The sequence below is a fragment of the Rhizobium sp. BK538 genome (assembly GCF_014197575.1).
Taxonomy (GTDB): domain Bacteria; phylum Pseudomonadota; class Alphaproteobacteria; order Rhizobiales; family Rhizobiaceae; genus Rhizobium.
In genome coordinates this window covers 85,770-102,222 of record NZ_JACIFT010000006.1, presented here as the reverse complement: position 1 = coordinate 102,222, position 16,453 = coordinate 85,770, and the positions used below count along the sequence as shown (strand labels likewise).

General features: G+C 59.7%; 15 protein-coding genes and 1 pseudogene. 7 read left to right on the top strand and 9 right to left on the bottom strand.

Features of this window, described 5'->3' with window-relative positions; all coding sequences use genetic code 11:
* Positions 1 to 76 precede the first annotated feature (76 nt).
* Positions 77 to 3,247: an EAL domain-containing protein gene (locus FHX09_RS09160; protein ID WP_184449809.1), complete on the bottom strand. Its 3,171-nt coding sequence runs from the start codon at positions 3,245 to 3,247 to the stop codon at positions 77 to 79.
* A gap of 246 nt (positions 3,248 to 3,493) precedes the next feature.
* Here FHX09_RS09160 and FHX09_RS09155 point away from each other — a divergent pair, with 246 nt between their 5' ends.
* Positions 3,494 to 3,754, top strand: a complete 261-nt coding sequence (locus tag FHX09_RS09155) for a DUF1344 domain-containing protein (protein ID WP_007793168.1) — start codon at positions 3,494 to 3,496, stop codon at positions 3,752 to 3,754.
* Between the two features lie 6 nt (positions 3,755 to 3,760).
* On the opposite strand, the gene FHX09_RS09150 is transcribed toward FHX09_RS09155, so the two are convergent.
* The 4 genes from FHX09_RS09150 to FHX09_RS09135 form a co-directional block, all read right to left on the bottom strand.
* Positions 3,761 to 4,351 carry a histidine phosphatase family protein gene (locus FHX09_RS09150; RefSeq protein WP_007793166.1) on the bottom strand — a complete coding sequence of 197 codons (591 nt, stop codon included), beginning with the start codon at positions 4,349 to 4,351 and terminating at the stop codon, positions 3,761 to 3,763.
* A gap of 84 nt (positions 4,352 to 4,435) precedes the next feature.
* Positions 4,436 to 5,254 carry an enoyl-ACP reductase FabI gene (gene fabI, locus FHX09_RS09145; RefSeq protein ID WP_184449807.1) on the bottom strand — a complete coding sequence of 273 codons (819 nt, stop codon included), beginning with the start codon at positions 5,252 to 5,254 and terminating at the stop codon, positions 4,436 to 4,438.
* Between the two features lie 123 nt (positions 5,255 to 5,377).
* Positions 5,378 to 6,544 (bottom strand): DnaJ C-terminal domain-containing protein, encoded by a 1,167-nt coding sequence (locus FHX09_RS09140; RefSeq protein WP_184449805.1) that lies wholly within the window; start codon positions 6,542 to 6,544, stop codon positions 5,378 to 5,380.
* Positions 6,545 to 6,789: 245 nt separating this feature from the next.
* Positions 6,790 to 7,248, bottom strand: a complete 459-nt coding sequence (locus FHX09_RS09135) for an RT0821/Lpp0805 family surface protein (protein WP_007793157.1) — start codon at positions 7,246 to 7,248, stop codon at positions 6,790 to 6,792.
* Positions 7,249 to 7,314: 66 nt separating this feature from the next.
* Here FHX09_RS09135 and pdxH point away from each other — a divergent pair, with 66 nt between their 5' ends.
* Complete coding sequence (pdxH, locus tag FHX09_RS09130) at positions 7,315 to 7,935, top strand: pyridoxamine 5'-phosphate oxidase (protein ID WP_007793154.1); 621 nt, start codon at positions 7,315 to 7,317, stop codon at positions 7,933 to 7,935.
* 20 nt (positions 7,936 to 7,955) lie between these two features.
* Here the strand turns inward: pdxH and FHX09_RS09125 are convergent, their stop codons facing one another.
* Positions 7,956 to 9,008: a polysaccharide deacetylase family protein gene (locus FHX09_RS09125; protein ID WP_132588469.1), complete on the bottom strand. Its 1,053-nt coding sequence runs from the start codon at positions 9,006 to 9,008 to the stop codon at positions 7,956 to 7,958.
* Positions 9,009 to 9,233: 225 nt separating this feature from the next.
* Here FHX09_RS09125 and FHX09_RS09120 point away from each other — a divergent pair, with 225 nt between their 5' ends.
* Together FHX09_RS09120 and FHX09_RS09115 are read left to right on the top strand one after the other, a co-directional pair.
* Positions 9,234 to 10,514, top strand: a complete 1,281-nt coding sequence (locus FHX09_RS09120; protein ID WP_132588470.1) for a D-alanyl-D-alanine carboxypeptidase family protein — start codon at positions 9,234 to 9,236, stop codon at positions 10,512 to 10,514.
* A 58-nt stretch (positions 10,515 to 10,572) separates the two neighbouring features.
* A complete protein-coding gene (locus FHX09_RS09115; RefSeq protein WP_132588471.1) occupies positions 10,573 to 10,887 on the top strand; it encodes a pyrophosphatase in 315 nt (104 codons plus the stop codon).
* Here FHX09_RS09115 and FHX09_RS09110 read toward each other — a convergent pair.
* The 3 genes and pseudogenes from FHX09_RS09110 to FHX09_RS09100 form a co-directional block, all read right to left on the bottom strand.
* Positions 10,884 to 11,382: pseudogene (locus tag FHX09_RS09110) on the bottom strand (GNAT family N-acetyltransferase). The gene FHX09_RS09115 and the pseudogene FHX09_RS09110 overlap by 4 nt on opposite strands.
* A 19-nt stretch (positions 11,383 to 11,401) precedes the next feature.
* The gene (gene tldD / locus FHX09_RS09105; protein ID WP_132588472.1) at positions 11,402 to 12,817 is read right to left on the bottom strand and encodes a metalloprotease TldD; all 1,416 of its coding nucleotides are present in this window, start codon (positions 12,815 to 12,817) and stop codon (positions 11,402 to 11,404) included.
* A gap of 85 nt (positions 12,818 to 12,902) precedes the next feature.
* The gene (locus FHX09_RS09100; protein WP_007793136.1) at positions 12,903 to 13,490 is read right to left on the bottom strand and encodes an invasion associated locus B family protein; all 588 of its coding nucleotides are present in this window, start codon (positions 13,488 to 13,490) and stop codon (positions 12,903 to 12,905) included.
* Here FHX09_RS09100 and FHX09_RS09095 point away from each other — a divergent pair.
* Genes FHX09_RS09095 through ctaD form a run of 3 tightly spaced genes read left to right on the top strand, consistent with a single transcriptional unit; the run spans position 13,489 to position 16,442 of the window.
* Positions 13,489 to 13,830 carry a hypothetical protein gene (locus FHX09_RS09095; protein ID WP_183720965.1) on the top strand — a complete coding sequence of 114 codons (342 nt, stop codon included), beginning with the start codon at positions 13,489 to 13,491 and terminating at the stop codon, positions 13,828 to 13,830. The genes FHX09_RS09100 and FHX09_RS09095 overlap by 2 nt on opposite strands.
* Complete coding sequence (gene coxB / locus FHX09_RS09090; RefSeq protein WP_183720968.1) at positions 13,827 to 14,720, top strand: cytochrome c oxidase subunit II; 894 nt, start codon at positions 13,827 to 13,829, stop codon at positions 14,718 to 14,720. The genes FHX09_RS09095 and coxB overlap by 4 nt, the downstream gene beginning before the upstream one ends.
* 18 nt (positions 14,721 to 14,738) lie before the next feature.
* On the top strand, positions 14,739 to 16,442 hold the full coding sequence (gene ctaD, locus FHX09_RS09085; RefSeq protein WP_132588474.1) for a cytochrome c oxidase subunit I: 1,704 nt from the start codon (positions 14,739 to 14,741) through the stop codon (positions 16,440 to 16,442).
* Positions 16,443 to 16,453 lie beyond the last annotated feature (11 nt).

Genomic DNA, 16,453 nt, shown 5'->3' with positions numbered 1-16,453 from the left:
CAGCGGCAAAAGCCTTTCTTTGCTCGAAACCGTCAACGAAAGGAAATGGTGTTTCCGTTGATTGTAAACGATGGCCTCAGGAGGCGATACTCCAGGAGCTTCCGATCGCCATTTGCGCGAAGTCCGCGAAGGACAGCGGGCGCGAGAACGCGTAGCCCTGCAGAAGGTCGCAGCCGAGTTCGTGGAGGAGGGTGGCGTGAGCCGCCGTTTCGACGCCTTCTGCTACCGTCTCGACTCCGAGCGAGCGGGCGATCTCGATGATCGAGCTGACCAGTGCGCGCTCCTGCGGCGAATTCATGATCGGCTGCACCAGCTGCCTGTCGATCTTGAGCCGCTTCGGTTTGAGCTTGAGGAGACTGACGATCGACGTATGACCGGTGCCGAAATCGTCGATCTCGATGTCGATCCCAAGCGCCTTGATCCGTTCAAGGTTATGGGTGGCCACATCCTCGCTTTCGTCGAGAAATATTGACTCGACCAATTCAAAGGACAGTTCGCCGGGCCGGATTTGCAGGCCGCTTAATGTCTCGACCAGTGTCTCGTCATGCAGCCGTCGCGCCGAAACGTTGACCGAAATCTTCGGAACGGAGACGCCCCTTGCTGTCCAGCGCATCTTGTCCTTCAGTGCCGTGTCGAGAACGATGCGGTCAAGGGTTTGGACGACGTTGATCTCGTCGGCGATCTTCAGAAATTTGTCCGGCGTCAGCAGTCCCCGGGACGGATGTTGCCAGCGAACCAGGGCTTCGACGCCGGTGAGTTGCATCGAGCGCGCTGAGAACTGCGGCTGATACCAGGCGGTAAACTCGCCGTTCTCGATGCCGGCAAGGATCTCGTCGGCCAGGCGCTTGTTGTTTATGATGTCGGCTTGAAGATTGTGGCTGAAGAATTCGTGGCGGTTCCGCCCCTGGCTCTTGGCGCGGTAAAGGGCGATGTCGGCGTTGATCAGCACTTTGCGGGCATCGACGTGCATGCCATTGGCGAGCGCGATGCCGATGGAGACGCCGCAACGGCAGGCGAACCCTTCGAAGTCGATCGGCTGGCGCATCTGCTCGATGACGCGGCCGGCCAGCGCCGACATATCGGCATCACTGGCGTTGAGCGACAGAATGACGAACTCGTCGCCGCCGATACGCGCGACGAGGTCACCACCGCGCAGGTTCCTCGACAGCACTCGTGACGCGTGGATCAGCATCGCGTCGCCGGCGGCATGGCCGAGCGTGTCGTTGATCTCCTTGAACCTGTCGAGGTCGATGTGGAGGATGGCGAACTTCTGCCGCTCACTGCGGCCATCGAGCGTCAGCCTTTCAAGTGCGATATCAAGTTTGCGGCGGTTGGCGAGCGCCGTCAGCGGGTCGTGCAGCGAATTGTGCTCGATGCGGTTCTTGGCGATCTCGAGCTCGATATTCTTGGCGATCGCCTCGTCCTTGGCCGCCTTGAGCTGCGCGGTCATCAGAGCATCTTCGGTGACATCGAAGGCGACGCCGATGATCTTCAGTTTGCCGCTGGGGGTCTGGTGAACCTTGCCCGTCGAACGAACGTAGCGCATCGCGCCGTCTTCCGTCGGGACACGGCAGATCAGGGTATGAGTGTCGCCAAGTTGCTTGAAATGGCGAGCGCTCTCGACCGCCAGTCCCCTGTCTTCAGGCAAGATACAGGAAAGCCAGACCGGTTCGGTCATGAATCCGGCCCTTGGCGTCAACCCATAAAGCTCGTGCATCCGCTCGTCCCAGATCGAGCCTTCGTCGCCGAGCGTCGCTTCCCAGATGCCGCACTGATAGGAGTCGAGCGCGAGATCCAGCTTGCCGGAGAGCTCGGAGAGCTCCGCCTCGCGCCGTGACAGTTCGTCCAGCGCCATTTCGAGTTCGGCATTCTTAATGTCGCTGACATCCTTCGCCCTGCGCAGCGTTTCAGCCGCTTCCGCGTCGGCGGTGACGTCCCAGACGATGCCGATGGTTTTGTCGTCGCCGGCCGCGTCCGTGTAGAAGGAGCCGACGGAGCGCAGATGTCGGACAGTGCCGTCCTCGGCTACGACCCGGTATTGTGTTTCATAGGCGGAGCCGGCGACGTTGTAGTTGAAGAAGTGGACCTCGGCGATGTGCCGGTCTTCGGGAACGATCGCAGCAAGCCAGTCTTCCAGCGAATGACTGCCATCTTCTGCCGGTTTACCGTGGAGCGCTGCGGCCCGGGCATCCCAGAACAGGGTATGCCCGTGGTCGTGCAGTTCCCATATGCCGATATTCGAGGATTCCAATGCTAGATTGAGGCGCTGCGACAGCTTCAGCAGCGTTGCCTCGCGCATCTTGAGTTGCTCGATGTTGCGATTGCGCTCGCCGAGCAGCAGGGTCGCAAAGAAGACCGGGACGACCGTGATGCAGCCGGCGGCGGCGATGATCAGGCGGAGCGTTGACTGGTTCTCGGGAACAGCGTTCCAGCCGGTCTTCGGGACCGCCGCAATCTGCCAGCGCCCGCCCGCAAAGGCGATCTTTCGCGTTATCGGTTGCTTCTCGCGCAAATCCTGCACGCCGAAGAAGGGCGTGACCGAGTCCGCCGTAGCGAGGTCGCGTACCGCGATCGAGAGGTGATCGAGGTGGGGATACTTCTCCTGATTCTCGCTGTTGCGCGCCGGCCGCAAGCCGGTGCTCTGATAGAACATGTCTGCATCGATCATGACCTCGACCGCGCCCCAGATCCGGCGTTGCCCATTCTCCTTCACGAAGACAGGAAAGAAGATCGCGAACGCTTCCGTGCCGTCGGCCACCGTGATCGGGCCAGAGAAGCGTGCCTGCTGCGTGCCGGCGGTGCGCATCACCGACTGACGCGCGGCAAGAGCGTCGCGGACATCTTTCCCAATTCGGCCTTTCCCGGCCTGTGGCGGATAGACGGCGCCGACGATGAAATCCGGTGCGACGGCAATATTCAGGAAGTGGGGGTTCTGGATGAGCAGCCAGTTGATCTGCCGCTCCATCTCCTCGGCATTTACGCTCGAATTGACGGCAACCATGTTGGCCAGGTCGCGAACGACCGTGATGTCCATGTTGATCTGCGCAGTCATCCGCGCCCGAATCAAACTTACTTCGTTTTCTGTCCGTATCGTCAGTTCGCGCAGATGAGCGGCAGTATTGGCGCGGTCCAGCCCGAAGCCGACGATGACAACAACAACAGTAACAAGGCTGGAAATCAGGAGGGCTAGGCGTGTATGCCTGAAGACGCGCCGCAATGTGTTGCTGTCTCTAAGGCGGAATAGCAAAACCCAGTCTCCCATGTTCGAGGACGACTGTAGAGAGAAGCCGTTAATTTACGCTTGCCCGCAAATACCCTTTGCCGGACGCGGAAACGTACTGGAAATGCAATTAATGAACCGGTGCCGTTATTGTTAAAATACTCTTCACCAATTTGGCGCGGCAAGTCATTCTTCAGGGCAAATTTCGCCATATTCGGGAGGTTATCTGTGCGCAGTTGGATTATTGAGTCGTGTTTTCGAGGGAATGCTGTCATGCGCTTCGTAGTAGCTACGCTTTTGGCCACTGCCAGTTTCTTGTCGCCGATCAGCGGATTTGCCGAGAGCGCGGACGTCGAGGCGACGATCAAGAAGGTCGATGTGACAAATCTCAGCCTCACGCTTGATGACGGAAAGACCTATCAGGCACCGGAAGAATTCAATTTCGAGGGGTTGAAGGCGGGCGTGAAGGTTATCGTCTTCTACACCGAGGTGGATGGCAAACGCGTCATCAACGATCTCGATATCGTCCAGTAATCAGGCCTAGATCCAGCCAATCAATCCGTTGTCGCGATCGATCTTGAGGATGCGATCCTGTGGGATCTCACCTTCGGCAGCCTCATCCTTGGGCAAGGCGGCAATCGTCCTGAAGAGACTGCGTATGACGCCGCCGTGGGTCACGCAAACCGTCGGTTTGTCGATGGAATTCAGCCAGGAAGCCACACGCCAGGACATGATTTCGTAGCTTTCCGCGTCGTCTCCCGGGGGAATGAAATCCCATTTGTTGAGATTGCGCTCGGTGACGCGGTCCCGGGCAGTGGCCTTCAGCTCCTTGATCGTGAAGCCTTCCCAGTCCCCGAAGGACACCTCGACCAGGCGCTCGTCGGTTCGATAGTCTTTCGATGGAAGACCCATCGCCTCGCGCATGATTTCCATCGTGGCGCGGGTGCGCGCCAGCGGGCTTGCTACAAAATCGAAGGGGATTGCTTCGACCTTGAGGATTTCTGCGAGGTCGATACCGTTCTGCCACGCCTGCGCTCTGCCGATGGCATTGAGCGGAATGTCTTTCTGCCCTTGCAGGCGGCGTTCGGCGTTCCAGTCTGTCTGGCCGTGTCTGACGACGTAGATAAGCAATGATCGGCTCCGTTTGGGGCACGCAACCCCTCAATCGCTGTCGCGAAGAAAGGGGTCGCGAGCGCGACGCAGCAAAGAGTGCGATCAGTCCTTTATGACGGAAATGTCCGGCGCGTCTACCGCCTTCATGCCGATGACGTGGTAGCCGCTGTCTGCGTGGTGGACCTCCCCGGTAACCGAACGCGAGAGATCCGAGAGCAAGTACAGACCGACATCGCCGACCTCTTCGATCGTTACTGTCCGACGCAGCGGCGCATTGTATTCGTTCCACTTCAGGATGTAGCGGAAGTCGCCGATGCCTGATGCTGCAAGCGTCTTGATCGGGCCGGCGGAAACAGCGTTGACGCGAATGTTCTTCGGTCCGAGGTCGACGGCCAGGTACTTCACGCTCGCTTCCAGTGCCGCCTTGGCAACGCCCATGACGTTGTAGTTCGGCATGACCTTCTCGGCGCCATAGTAGGTGAGCGTCAGCATCGAACCGCCGTCTATCATCAGCTTCTCGGCGCGACGCGCGACCGAGGTGAACGAATAGACGGAGATCTGCATCGTCTTGGCGAAGTTGTCAGCCGAAGTATCGACATAGCGGCCCGTCAGCTCGTCTTTGTCCGAGAAGCCGATCGCGTGAACGATGAAGTCGATCTTGCCCCACAGCTTTTCGACGTGGTCGAAGACGGCATCGATGGTCGACTCGTCGCTGACGTCGCAATGACCGGCAAGAACGCCGTTTACTTCTGCAACCAGGGGCTCTACGCGCTTCTTCAATGCGTCGCCTTGGTAGGTAAATGCGATTTCGCCGCCCTGTGCATGAATAGCCTTGGCAATACCCCACGCAATCGAACGATTGTTGGCAACGCCCATGATGACGCCGCGCTTGCCTGACATGAGGCCTGTTGCCTGAGCCATATTTCGCCCCCTAAGGAATTCTGATCGGTCCTGCCTATGGCATAGGCTGCTAATCGGTTCAAGATTGGCAGCAATCATCAACTGTTAGGGACCGTAACAAAGGGTGCGTGTGTCACCAAAATTTCACAGAAACAGCCCGTTCTTCATGCTCCGCATCAGATCCGTGACTTTGTCGTCGGGTTTTTCCCACAACATAATACGCAGTTCGACGACGAGATCGCCCCTGCCGCCGTCCGTGTTCGCCAACCCCTGACCCTGAATCTGGATGGTTTTGTCGGAGCCCGACCAGGCGGGAATCGTGACGGTGACGGGACCATTGGGGCCTTCAATACGCGCTTCGGTTCCGAGCACCGCATTCTCGATCGTTACCGGCAGCACCGTGTGCAGATCGAAGCCATTGACCGTAAACCGTTCATCCGAAGCAATGTGGATGCTGACGACAGCATCGCCGCGCTGCAAACCGGCGAGCTTGTGGCCCTGACCCTTCAGACGGATCTGATGACCTTCCGTCGTGCCGGCCGCCAGCGCAAATCCCGTGTCACGACCGTCACCGAGGTCGACCGTGACCCAACTGCCTTTGATGACCTCATCGACTGTGACGGTCTTCGTTACGAACTGGTCTGGCGCTTTTTCGGGCGCGGCAGCGCTGCCGCCGGTAAAGCGGCGAACGAGTGAAGTCAGCAAGCTAAGCGGCTGCATGACCGCGGAGGCCTGAGTGGTCGCGTCCTCAGCAGCTTGCTGTTCAGCCTCGGCGTTGGCTGCATCCGGCTGTTTGTCTGCATTCGCAATTTCCGCCTCCGGCCGCTTCGAAGCACCGGCGGCAAAACCTTGGGTGCGGCCGCCACCGGCCGCAGCGCGTGCCTGCGTGCCGAAGATACGCTCGATTATTTCTTCTGGCGGCTCGCCCGTACCTGTCTTCCGCTGCTTGGCGGCGTCCGCCGCAGCCTTCTGCGCGGCGGCGCGCGCAAGCTCTTCCATAACGCGCTCGGCATTGGCCTGAGCGGCCTTTGCACGTGCGGCAGCTTCGCGAGCTGCCTGACGCTGTTGCATGATCGTGTTCTCATTGGCCTTGGCTTCTGCCATGCGCGCGGCATTGTCGAAGAGGCTCCGCTTCTTCGGATCCTTCAACGTTTCATAGGCGCGGCCGATCTCGGCAAAGCGCGCGCTCGCCGTCGGGTCGCCCTGATTGTGATCAGGGTGAACGGCCTTGGCCATGTTACGCCAGGCTGCCTTGATTTCGTCCTGGCCCGCGTCCCGCTTGACGCCCAAAATCTTATAAGGATCGCGCATGTCCCAAACCGCCGGTGTTCCGATGCGGTGTGCCTGTCCTCTGCCCTAGCACCCCGAAGCCTCTCACTTGGCGCCCGGCCTCATCCACAGGAAGAAACCGTGCCCACCTGAGGCGGATTGTGGATAGAAGTTGCTAATCAGTTCTTATTCGACGTGGGAGACGTCTCGCTTTTGCGCCGAATGGTTAGCCTTTTGCTAAACATCATGAGAGAACGGAGCGCGCGTTAAGCATGCTCGGCCGGCGTTCAGCTTTCCGGCTGGAAACTCATGAGCTGCCAGTTTCCGCCGCCGACCAGGCAGGTCTTGCCGTAGAATTTTGCGATGCCGACATAGGAATGCCGCGTCGTGCGGAACTGGCGGCAAACCTTGCCGGAATCCGTATTCTCGACGATCGTATCGATGACGCCGGCGCTGCCGGTCGACGCGTTTGCCCAAGGGAGGGGACGGCCCTCCAGCCGTTGGATATCGGCTGAGGTCACGGCGTTGCCGACGGTCATTTCGTCGGAGATCGAGTCGCTCGTCGGCGCGGGCTGCGGCACGGTGCCCGTTGCAACCGACCGATCGACCTTGGAGCTGCTGAAGAGATCCAGACCGCTGGAAATGCAGCCAGAGAGGGAGAGCACCGCCGCACCGACAATGCAGAAGGCCGCGCTGCGACGCAGCAGACCCTTTGTATCACGATCTGACTTTGCTATGACTTCCACCCTGCGTCCTGTCCAGTAGCCAAAGGCTGGGCAAATTTCGAATAAACCCGGGGCATTCGAGCTAATATGTCGGCAAATGAGTTAACAAGCGGTGACTTCACCGAGCGAAACGAACCGTTCGATCTTTTTGCCGAGTGGTTGAAGGAAGCGGAGGCTTCCGAGATCAATGACCCGAATGCGGTAGCGCTTGCGACGGTCGATGAGGACGGCCTTCCCAATGTCCGCATGGTTCTCCTTAAGGGATTCGATCACGAGGGCTTTGTCTTCTACACGAATTTCGAGAGTCAGAAAGGTCAGGAAATCCTCGGGCAGAAAAAAGCGGCCATGTGTTTCCACTGGAAAACGCTGCGGCGGCAGGTTCGCTTGCGCGGACCTGTGGAAATCGTGAGCGACGAAGAAGCCGACGCTTACTTCAAGACGCGAGCCCGCGGCAGCCGAATCGGTGCCTGGGCATCCAAGCAGTCGCGGCCGCTGGAGAGCCGATTCGCGCTGGAAAAAGCTGTAGCCGAATACACCGCCCGCTATGCAATCGGGGAGATCCCGCGTCCGGCGCATTGGTCGGGCTTCCGGATCCGGCCGGTATCGATCGAATTCTGGAAAGATCAGAAATTCCGCCTGCACGACCGCATCGAGTTCCGCCGGCCTTCGCCAGAAGGCGATTGGACGAAGGTCCGCATGTATCCCTGATCAGGCATCAGCAGGAGCGTTCACGCCCTGTTTGGCGCAAACCGAAACGGAATACCGGAGGCAAGGCCGGACACGTACCGCACGTTCTGATAAATTCCGTTGATCGAGAGTCTCGGCAGATAGGTGAGGCTGCCGAGCGAGCGCTGGGTGACGACACCGGGTTGGGTCGTTACCGCGATATCGAAACCGACTTCGCGTGCGATGGCTGCCTGCCTCTGTGTTGCCGCCTCGCGTGTGCCGTAAGGGTAGGCGAAGGAGCTTGGTCGGTCGCCGGTGATCGCAGCAACGTAGTCCCGGGACGCCTCCATCTCGTCGCGAACCTCCGGGTCGGAGAGTCGCGACATCGCCCTATGGCTGATTGTGTGCGCGCCGAGCGAGGCGAGGGGGCTGGCCTCGAGGAGATTGAGTTCCGCCGGGGTCATGACGAGATCGTCGACGATTGCGTCCGGATCGATCTCGTGCTTTCGCGCCATTAGATCGATGGCTGCGACGGCGGCGCTCTCGTCATGACGATGAAGATGGTTGGCGATGCGCGCGAAAACGCGCTCCTTTGCATCGGTCGTCGTGACGTCGAGCATCTCGTGGCCGCTGCCGAAATCGAAGCCGAGCTTCTCTTCCCTGCGTAGAAGTGCTGCAAGCGTCTCCCACCAGATCGTATGCGTGCGTTCGGCAAGGCCCTTGGCGACGAAGACGGTAAAAGGCGCCTCGTGCTTTTCGAAGATCGGTAGGGCGTAGACGAGATTGTTGCGGTAGCCATCGTCGAGGGTGAAGGCGGCGAAGGGTTGACTGGACGCGGTTTGCGAAAGCAGTGCCGGAATCTCGGCAAGCGCCACGAAGCGATAACCGTCGCTCTTCAGGCGATCGAGGACGAGATCGAGGAATTCCGGCGTGATTTCCAGATGCGCATTGGGCTCGAACGTGCTCTCTTCGTGCGGACGGACATGGTGGAGCGTGAAGATGGCGCCAAGTCCGCGAGCGCCGCGCATCACGCCGGCTGCGCGCAGCAGATTGGCAGTTTCAAGACCGCTTGCGATCGCAATCCGCTTCGCAAGCTTTTTGACGCTCGCCGTCATCTCATTCGCCCGCTGGTTTCCGGAGCGGCGAAACTAGCAAGCCCGAGGTTAAGTCTTGCTGAATGAGGATTTTTGAGTGTCCTCTTTACGGGATTTTCACTATGAAGGATAAAACTTGTCAAAAATCATACCAGTCGCCGCAAAGTCGCGCCACATTGGCGGCTTCTGTAGCGGAACGGGACAAATCCGAATGGCGCCGGCTATTCGTTCATCGAGGGGAATTGCATGAAGAAGCTGCTGGCCGCGATTATGACCGCGACGCTCGTCGTTGCGGCGCCGTTGACGGCGATGGCCGGCAGCGCCTCCCTCATATTGGATGCCCGTACCGGCAAGGTGCTCAGCGCCGAAAATGCCGACGTTCTGAATCACCCCGCTTCGCTGACGAAGATGATGACCATCTACATGGCATTCGAGGCGATCAACCGTGGCAAGCTCAGCTGGAACACACCGCTTGTCATGTCGAAATACGCCGCCTCGCGTCCGCCGACGAAGCTCGGCGTTCGCGCTGGCGATTCCATTACGGTTCGCGATGCGATCCTTGGCATGATCACCAAGTCTGCCAATGATGCCGCCGCCGCCATGGCCGAGAAGCTAGGTGGTTCGGAAAGCAACTTTGCCCGCATGATGACGCAGAAGGCCCGGCAGCTCGGCATGAACCGCACGGCTTTCTATAATGCGTCCGGCCTTCCCGATGGCCGGCAGGTCACCACGGCGCGCGACATGTCCACGCTTGCCGTGGCGCTGATGCGGAATTATCCAAGCGAGTATCGCCTTTTCTCGACAGCCAGCTTCAATTTTCGTGGGCGCACGATCCGCGGTCACAACAACCTGATGTACCGCTACCAGGGCATGGATGGCATCAAGACCGGCTACACCAACGCATCCGGCTTCAATCTGGTCAGCGCGGTAAAGGACGGCAACCGCCGCGTCGTCGGTGTCGTGCTTGGCGGCCGCACCGCCCGCAGCCGCGACGCCAAGATGGCGGGTCTGCTCGACAAGTATCTCGGCCGTGCCTCAACCGGCGGTAAACTGGTTGCAAGCATCAATGCGCGCCAGCAGGTGGAAATTGCTTCCGCGGCTGATGACAGCGACATGCCGATCCCGGAAACTGCGCCGCGCACAAATGAACTCTCGCCGAAGGCGCTCGGCTATCTGAGCGATGCGACGGTTCCGATGGAGCGTCCGTCCGCTCTCGGAGAAATAACCAACGCCGGCAAGCCCGCCGCCAAATCCGCCGGCGCGCCGTCTGCTTCCGGCGACTGGCAGATTCAGATCTCGGCCGCATCGAGCGACGATGCCGCCCGCGCCCTTCTTGCCCAGGCCAAGGCTGAAGGTGGTGCGGCGCTGAAAGCCGCGTCGCCCTATACCGAGGCTGTCGGCAATGGCGCCAACAAGGTCTATCGCGCTCGCTTCATCGGCTTCCAGAGCCGTGAGGCGGCTACATCTGCCTGCGATGCCCTAAGACAGCGCTCCTACGACTGCATGCTGCTGCCCGATCACGGCTGATCCATCTCGACTTTCCAGCAGAATCAGGATTCTCCTTTATAAACAAAAGGAGAACGTCATGCTGGATGATCTCGCAGAAAAGTTCGAGCGTGCTTCGCGGAACTATGCCGATGCCAACGGCATAGAGCGCGACGCGGACTGGTTTCTGCTGAAGCTTCAAGAGGAAATCGGCGAACTCACCCAGGCTTGGAACCGGGTCAGCGGCAAAGGGCGTCGGAAAGGCAGGTCGGATGAGGAACTGGCTCGCGACCTCGCTGATGAGACGGCCGATGTCCTCGGCCACATCCTGCTTTTCGCGCACAGGAACGATCTGGATCTGGCGGCGGCGGTCAAGCGCAAATGGCTCTTCCAGCCCGAGGAGGGCCAGACCTAGGCTGCGGTGATCATGCGCCGGTAGAATTTGGTATCAACGGCCATCAGCGGAAACGATCGCGGAAGCTCGCTTTTCGAAACTTCCAAAAAGCCGTTCTTTTCGTAGAAGCGATGCGCGGCGAGGAACTTGTCGGTCGTTCCAAGGAAGATATCCTTGATCCCATGATCTTCTGCGTGCGCCACCAGTTGCGCCAGAAGCCGTGCCGCAACGTCGTGTTCGCGACCGAGCACCTCAGCCGCGACAAACATCTTGCGCAATGGCGTCTGATCGTTGCCGATGTCCTTCAGCCCGATCGTGCCGACGATCTGGCCGTCGCGTACGGCAACCCAGAACTGACCTTTTCCAGACTGATAGAAATCGGAAATGACGGCAAGATCCGGCTGATCGTCAGCCGTAATCGCAAATACCGAATTCCTCGCGCTGGATCGGCAGGATCACCGAGAAAACATCATCGATATCGGAGGCGACGAAAGGTCTGATTTCGATTTCGCTCATCGCCGCTCCCCGTTCTCGACTAAGCCTTCGTGCCGCCGACGGTCACCTGATCCATTCTGAGGTGCGGTTGGCCGACGCCGACCGGAACCCACTGTCCGGCCTTGCCGCAATTGCCGATGCCGGTGTCTAGCTTCATGTCGTTGCCGACCATTGAAACGCGCTTCATCGCCTCCGGGCCGTTGCCGATCAACATTGCGCCCTTGATCGGTGCACCGATCTTGCCGTTGTCGATCAGGTAGGCTTCGGTGCAGCCGAACACGAACTTACCGGAGGTGATATCCACCTGGCCGCCACCGAAGGAGACGGCATAGATGCCCTTCTTGACGGAAGAGATGATTTCCTCGGGCGTCTTGTCGCCGCCCAGCATGTAGGTGTTGGTCATGCGGGGCATCGGAACGTGTGCGTAGCCCTGGCGACGGCCGTTGCCGGTCGGTGTCATGCCCATCAGACGGGCATTCTGCCTGTCCTGCATGTAGCCGACGAGCCTGCCGTTTTCGATCAGCACGTTGTAGGCGGACGGTGTGCCTTCATCATCGATGGTGATCGAACCGCGGCGGTTGTCGATCGTGCCGTCGTCGACGACGGTCACGCCGGGTGCTGCAACCATCTGACCGAGAAGGCCGGCAAAGGCCGAAGTCTTCTTTCGGTTGAAATCGCCTTCCAGCCCGTGGCCGACCGCTTCGTGCAGCATGACGCCCGGCCAACCGGAACCGAGCACGACGTCCATGGTGCCTGCCGGCGCGTCGATTGCCTCCAAATTCACAAGCGCCTGCCGCAAGGCTTCGTCTGCGCCGAATTGCCAGCTGTCCTCGGTGATGAAGTCGCCAAAGCCGATACGGCCGCCACTGCCATAGGAGCCGCTCTCCTGGCGCTCGCCTTCACCCACGATGACCGAGATATTGATGCGCGTCATCGGCCGGATATCGCGTACGCGGTGACCATCGGCGCGAAGAATGTCGACGACCTGCCAGCTGGCGGCCACGGATGCGGTCACCTGGCGCACCTTGTCGTCCTTGCCACGCAGATAAGCGTCGATATCGGTCAGCACCTTGACCTTCTCCTCGAACGTCGGCGCGCCGATCGGGTTTTCGTCCGAATAGAGCTTCTTGTTCGTCCGCTGGGGAGGCGCGGCATAACTGCCGGAGTAACCGCGGGTGACAGCGCCAACGGCATCAGCAGCACGTCTCAAGGCGGCGACGGAGAGGTCGCCCGCATGCGCATAGCCAACCGCTTCACCGGCCACCGCGCGCAGGCCAAAGCCCTGTTCGGTGTTGAAGCTGCCGCCCTTCAGTCGCCCATTATCGAACATCAGCGATTCCGCCTGGGCGTGTTCGATGTAGAGCTCCCCGTCGTCCGCGCCCGAAAGCGCCTCGGCAACGAGCGAACGCATCTTCGCTTCGTCGGCATCGAAAAGCGTGAGGAGATCCGTATTCATGTCTTTGTGCTCCGCTGAAGCAGGAATGCTCTCAGCCGATGTAGGTCCGGTGGACGGTTCGAGCAAGCCCCGAAAAACGAGACGATCAGGGAAGGGCGTCGTAGCCTTCGGCGAAGCCCTTGAGATCGACGGGGATGCCGATCCCTTCTTCCGGCGTCTGGAAGACGATGAAGGTGGCGCTGGCGCCGCTGCGGAAGGTCTTCAGCAGTTCGTCCTCGAGAACAACCTCGGCATAGCAGCCATCGGCGAAGCAACGGACGAAATAGGCCCGGCCGATGTCCTTGCCGTCGACATTGAGGCCGAGGCCGTTCGGCAGCAGAACGCCGAGCGGGGCCAGAACGCGCAGGATCTTCGACTTGCGGTCGGCGGTCTTCAGGACGACGACTGAGAGACCGACCTCAGGCCGATCCTCGGCGATGACGTTCTGCATCAACGCGCACTGCTCGGTCGAGGCGCCGGCCGGCTTGTCACACACGACTGACCATGCGCCGTGGTTCGACTTTACGGTGCCGGGTGCCTGCGGCTGCGTCTGGCCGGGTGTTGCCTGCGTCGCCGGAGCTTGGGGCGCGGGCTGTGCCGGCGCGGGTTGCTGCTGGGCGAAAGCGGGAGCAGTCGCTGCTGCCGCAATGCACGCTGTCAGCACAAACGGCCGTGCGAGGGAACGGAAACCCATGAAAACCTCTGCAATTCGAATCAGTGCCGCTAAGTTGGGGCGCGCCATCAAAAATGAAAAGCCCCACCCGCTGAAAAGCCGGGGACTACGGCGGAAATGGGACGTTTATCCGAGAATGTTGGCGGACGGCCCGGGCCGCAAGCGATATTTCACGGATTATAACGAAAAGTTGGAATGTTTCGTTATGCTTGGATCAACCTGTTTGAAAGCGAAAATGCCGCACGAACAAACGCTTTGGGCTGTTGCGATCAATGACAAACTGTGGTTTGAAGCGCTGAGATGGCAAGGATTCTGTGCGCGATTTTGCACAGATCAGCGCTCGAGGGAGATTTTAAGGTGATTAAGAAGGCTTATGCAGCTCTGACCGCGCTGGTCTGTCTGCTTTTTGCTTCCGGCAGTTATGCCGACCAACCGATGCCGTGGCAGGCGACGTTGCAGCCGGCAGCCACGCCGATCATGCGGGACATTCATTGGTTCGAACAATATACCCTGTGGTTTATCGTTCCGATCACGCTCTTCGTTCTGGTCCTTCTTGTCGTCGTCTGTCTCAAGTTCCGCGCCGGTGCAAACCCGGTGCCGTCCAAGACGAGCCATAATACGTTGATCGAAGTTGCCTGGACCGTGGGACCGGTCCTCGTGCTTCTTTTCCTCGCTGTGCCTTCGTTCAATCTTTTGACCGCCCAGCTGACCCTGCCGGAAAATCCGGATGTTACAATCAAGGCGACCGCCACCCAGTGGCAGTGGAACTACGAATATGAAGGCTCGGGCGAAACTCCGGTTGCTTTCGATTCCTATCTCCTGAAGGATCAGGACCGCACCGCTTCTGGCAAGGACGACAAGTCGAAATATCCGCGCCTCCTGGCTGTGGACAATGAACTGGTGCTGCCCGTCAACAAGACCGTCCGCGTTCTCGTGACCGCTGCCCCAACCGACGTCATTCATGCTTTTGCGATGCCGTCCTTCGGCGTCAAGATCGATGCCGTTCCGGGTCGCCTCAACGAAACCTGGTTCCGCGCCGAGCGCGAAGGCCTGTTCTACGGCCAGTGCTCCGAGCTTTGCGGCAAGGACCACGCATTCATGCCGATCGCCATCCGCGTCGTTTCCGAGGACAAGTACAAGCAGTGGCTCGCCGCTGCCGCCAGCGATCTGCCCGGCGCGTACAAGACACTCATGGCCGCAACCGATGGTCCTGCAAAGACCGTCGACGTTGCCGAAAACGTCGCACAGTAAGGGAAGAGGGAACGGGACATGGCTGGACCTTCCGCACACGACGATCATCACTCGCATGATCATTCTCATGGCGCACACGCCCATGACGACCATCACGATCACTCGCACAAGCCGAGTTTCATCAATCGCTGGTTCTTTTCGACGAACCACAAGGACATCGGCACGCTTTACCTGATCTTCGCGATCATCGCCGGCATCATTGGCGGCGCGCTTTCCGTTGCCATGCGCATGGAGCTGCAGGAGCCGGGCATCCAGATCTTCCACGGTCTGGCATCGATGGTTTACGGCTACAAAGGCGACGCCGCCATCGACGGCGCCAAGCAGATGTTCAACATGTTCACCACCGCTCACGCGCTGATCATGATCTTCTTCATGGTCATGCCGGCGATGATCGGCGGCTTCGCCAACTGGATGGTCCCGATCATGATCGGTGCGCCTGACATGGCGTTCCCGCGTCTGAACAACATTTCCTTCTGGCTGATCGTCCCGGCCTTCCTTCTGCTCATCCTGTCGATGTTCGTCGAAGGACCTGCCGGCGCTTACGGTGCGGGCGGCGGCTGGACGATGTATCCGCCGCTGTCTAGTTCGGGCACGCCGGGTCCTGCGGTCGACCTTGCGATCTTTGCGCTCCACATCGCCGGTGCGTCCTCGATCCTCGGTGCGATCAACTTCATCACCACGATCCTGAACATGCGCGCTCCGGGCATGACGCTGCACAAGATGCCGCTCTTCGCCTGGTCTGTGCTGATCACCGCCTTCCTGCTGTTGCTGTCGCTTCCGGTTCTGGCAGGCGCCATCACCATGATGCTGACGGACCGCAACTTCGGTACCTCCTTCTTCGTACCGGAAGGCGGCGGTGACCCGATCCTCTACCAGCACCTGTTCTGGTTCTTCGGTCACCCGGAAGTGTACATTCTGATCCTGCCGGGCTTCGGCATCGTCAGCCACATCATCTCGACCTTCTCGAAGAAGCCGGTCTTCGGCTATCTCGGCATGGCCTACGCCATGGTGGCGATCGGTGCCGTCGGCTTCGTCGTCTGGGCGCACCACATGTACACGGTCGGCCTGTCGCTCGATGCGCAGCGCTACTTCGTGTTTGCAACGATGGTCATCGCCGTTCCGACGGGCGTGAAGATCTTCTCCTGGATCGCAACGATGTGGGGTGGCTCCATCAGCTTCCGCACGCCGATGGTCTGGGCGATCGGCTTCATCTTCCTGTTCACGGTCGGCGGCGTCACGGGTGTTCAGCTCGCCAATGCCGGTCTCGACCGCTCGCTGCATGACACCTACTACGTCGTGGCTCACTTCCACTACGTTCTGTCGCTTGGCGCCGTCTTCGCCATCTTCGCTGCCTGGTACTACTGGTTCCCGAAGATGACCGGCTACATGTACAACGAGTTCCTCGGCACGCTGCACTTCTGGGTCATGTTCGTCGGCGTCAACCTGGTGTTCTTCCCGCAGCACTTCCTTGGTCTCGCCGGTATGCCGCGCCGCTACATCGACTATCCGGATGCGTTTGCTGGCTGGAACTATGTTTCCTCGATCGGCTCCTACATCTCGGCCGTCGGCGTGCTGATCTTCCTGATCGGTGTCTTCGAGGCTTTCGCCAAGAAGCGCGTTGCTGGCGACAATCCGTGGGGTGAGGGCGCAACGACGCTCGAATGGCAGCTGTCTTCGCCGCCGCCTTATCACCAGTGGGAACAGCTCCCGCGTATCAAGTAAGATGCGAGAAA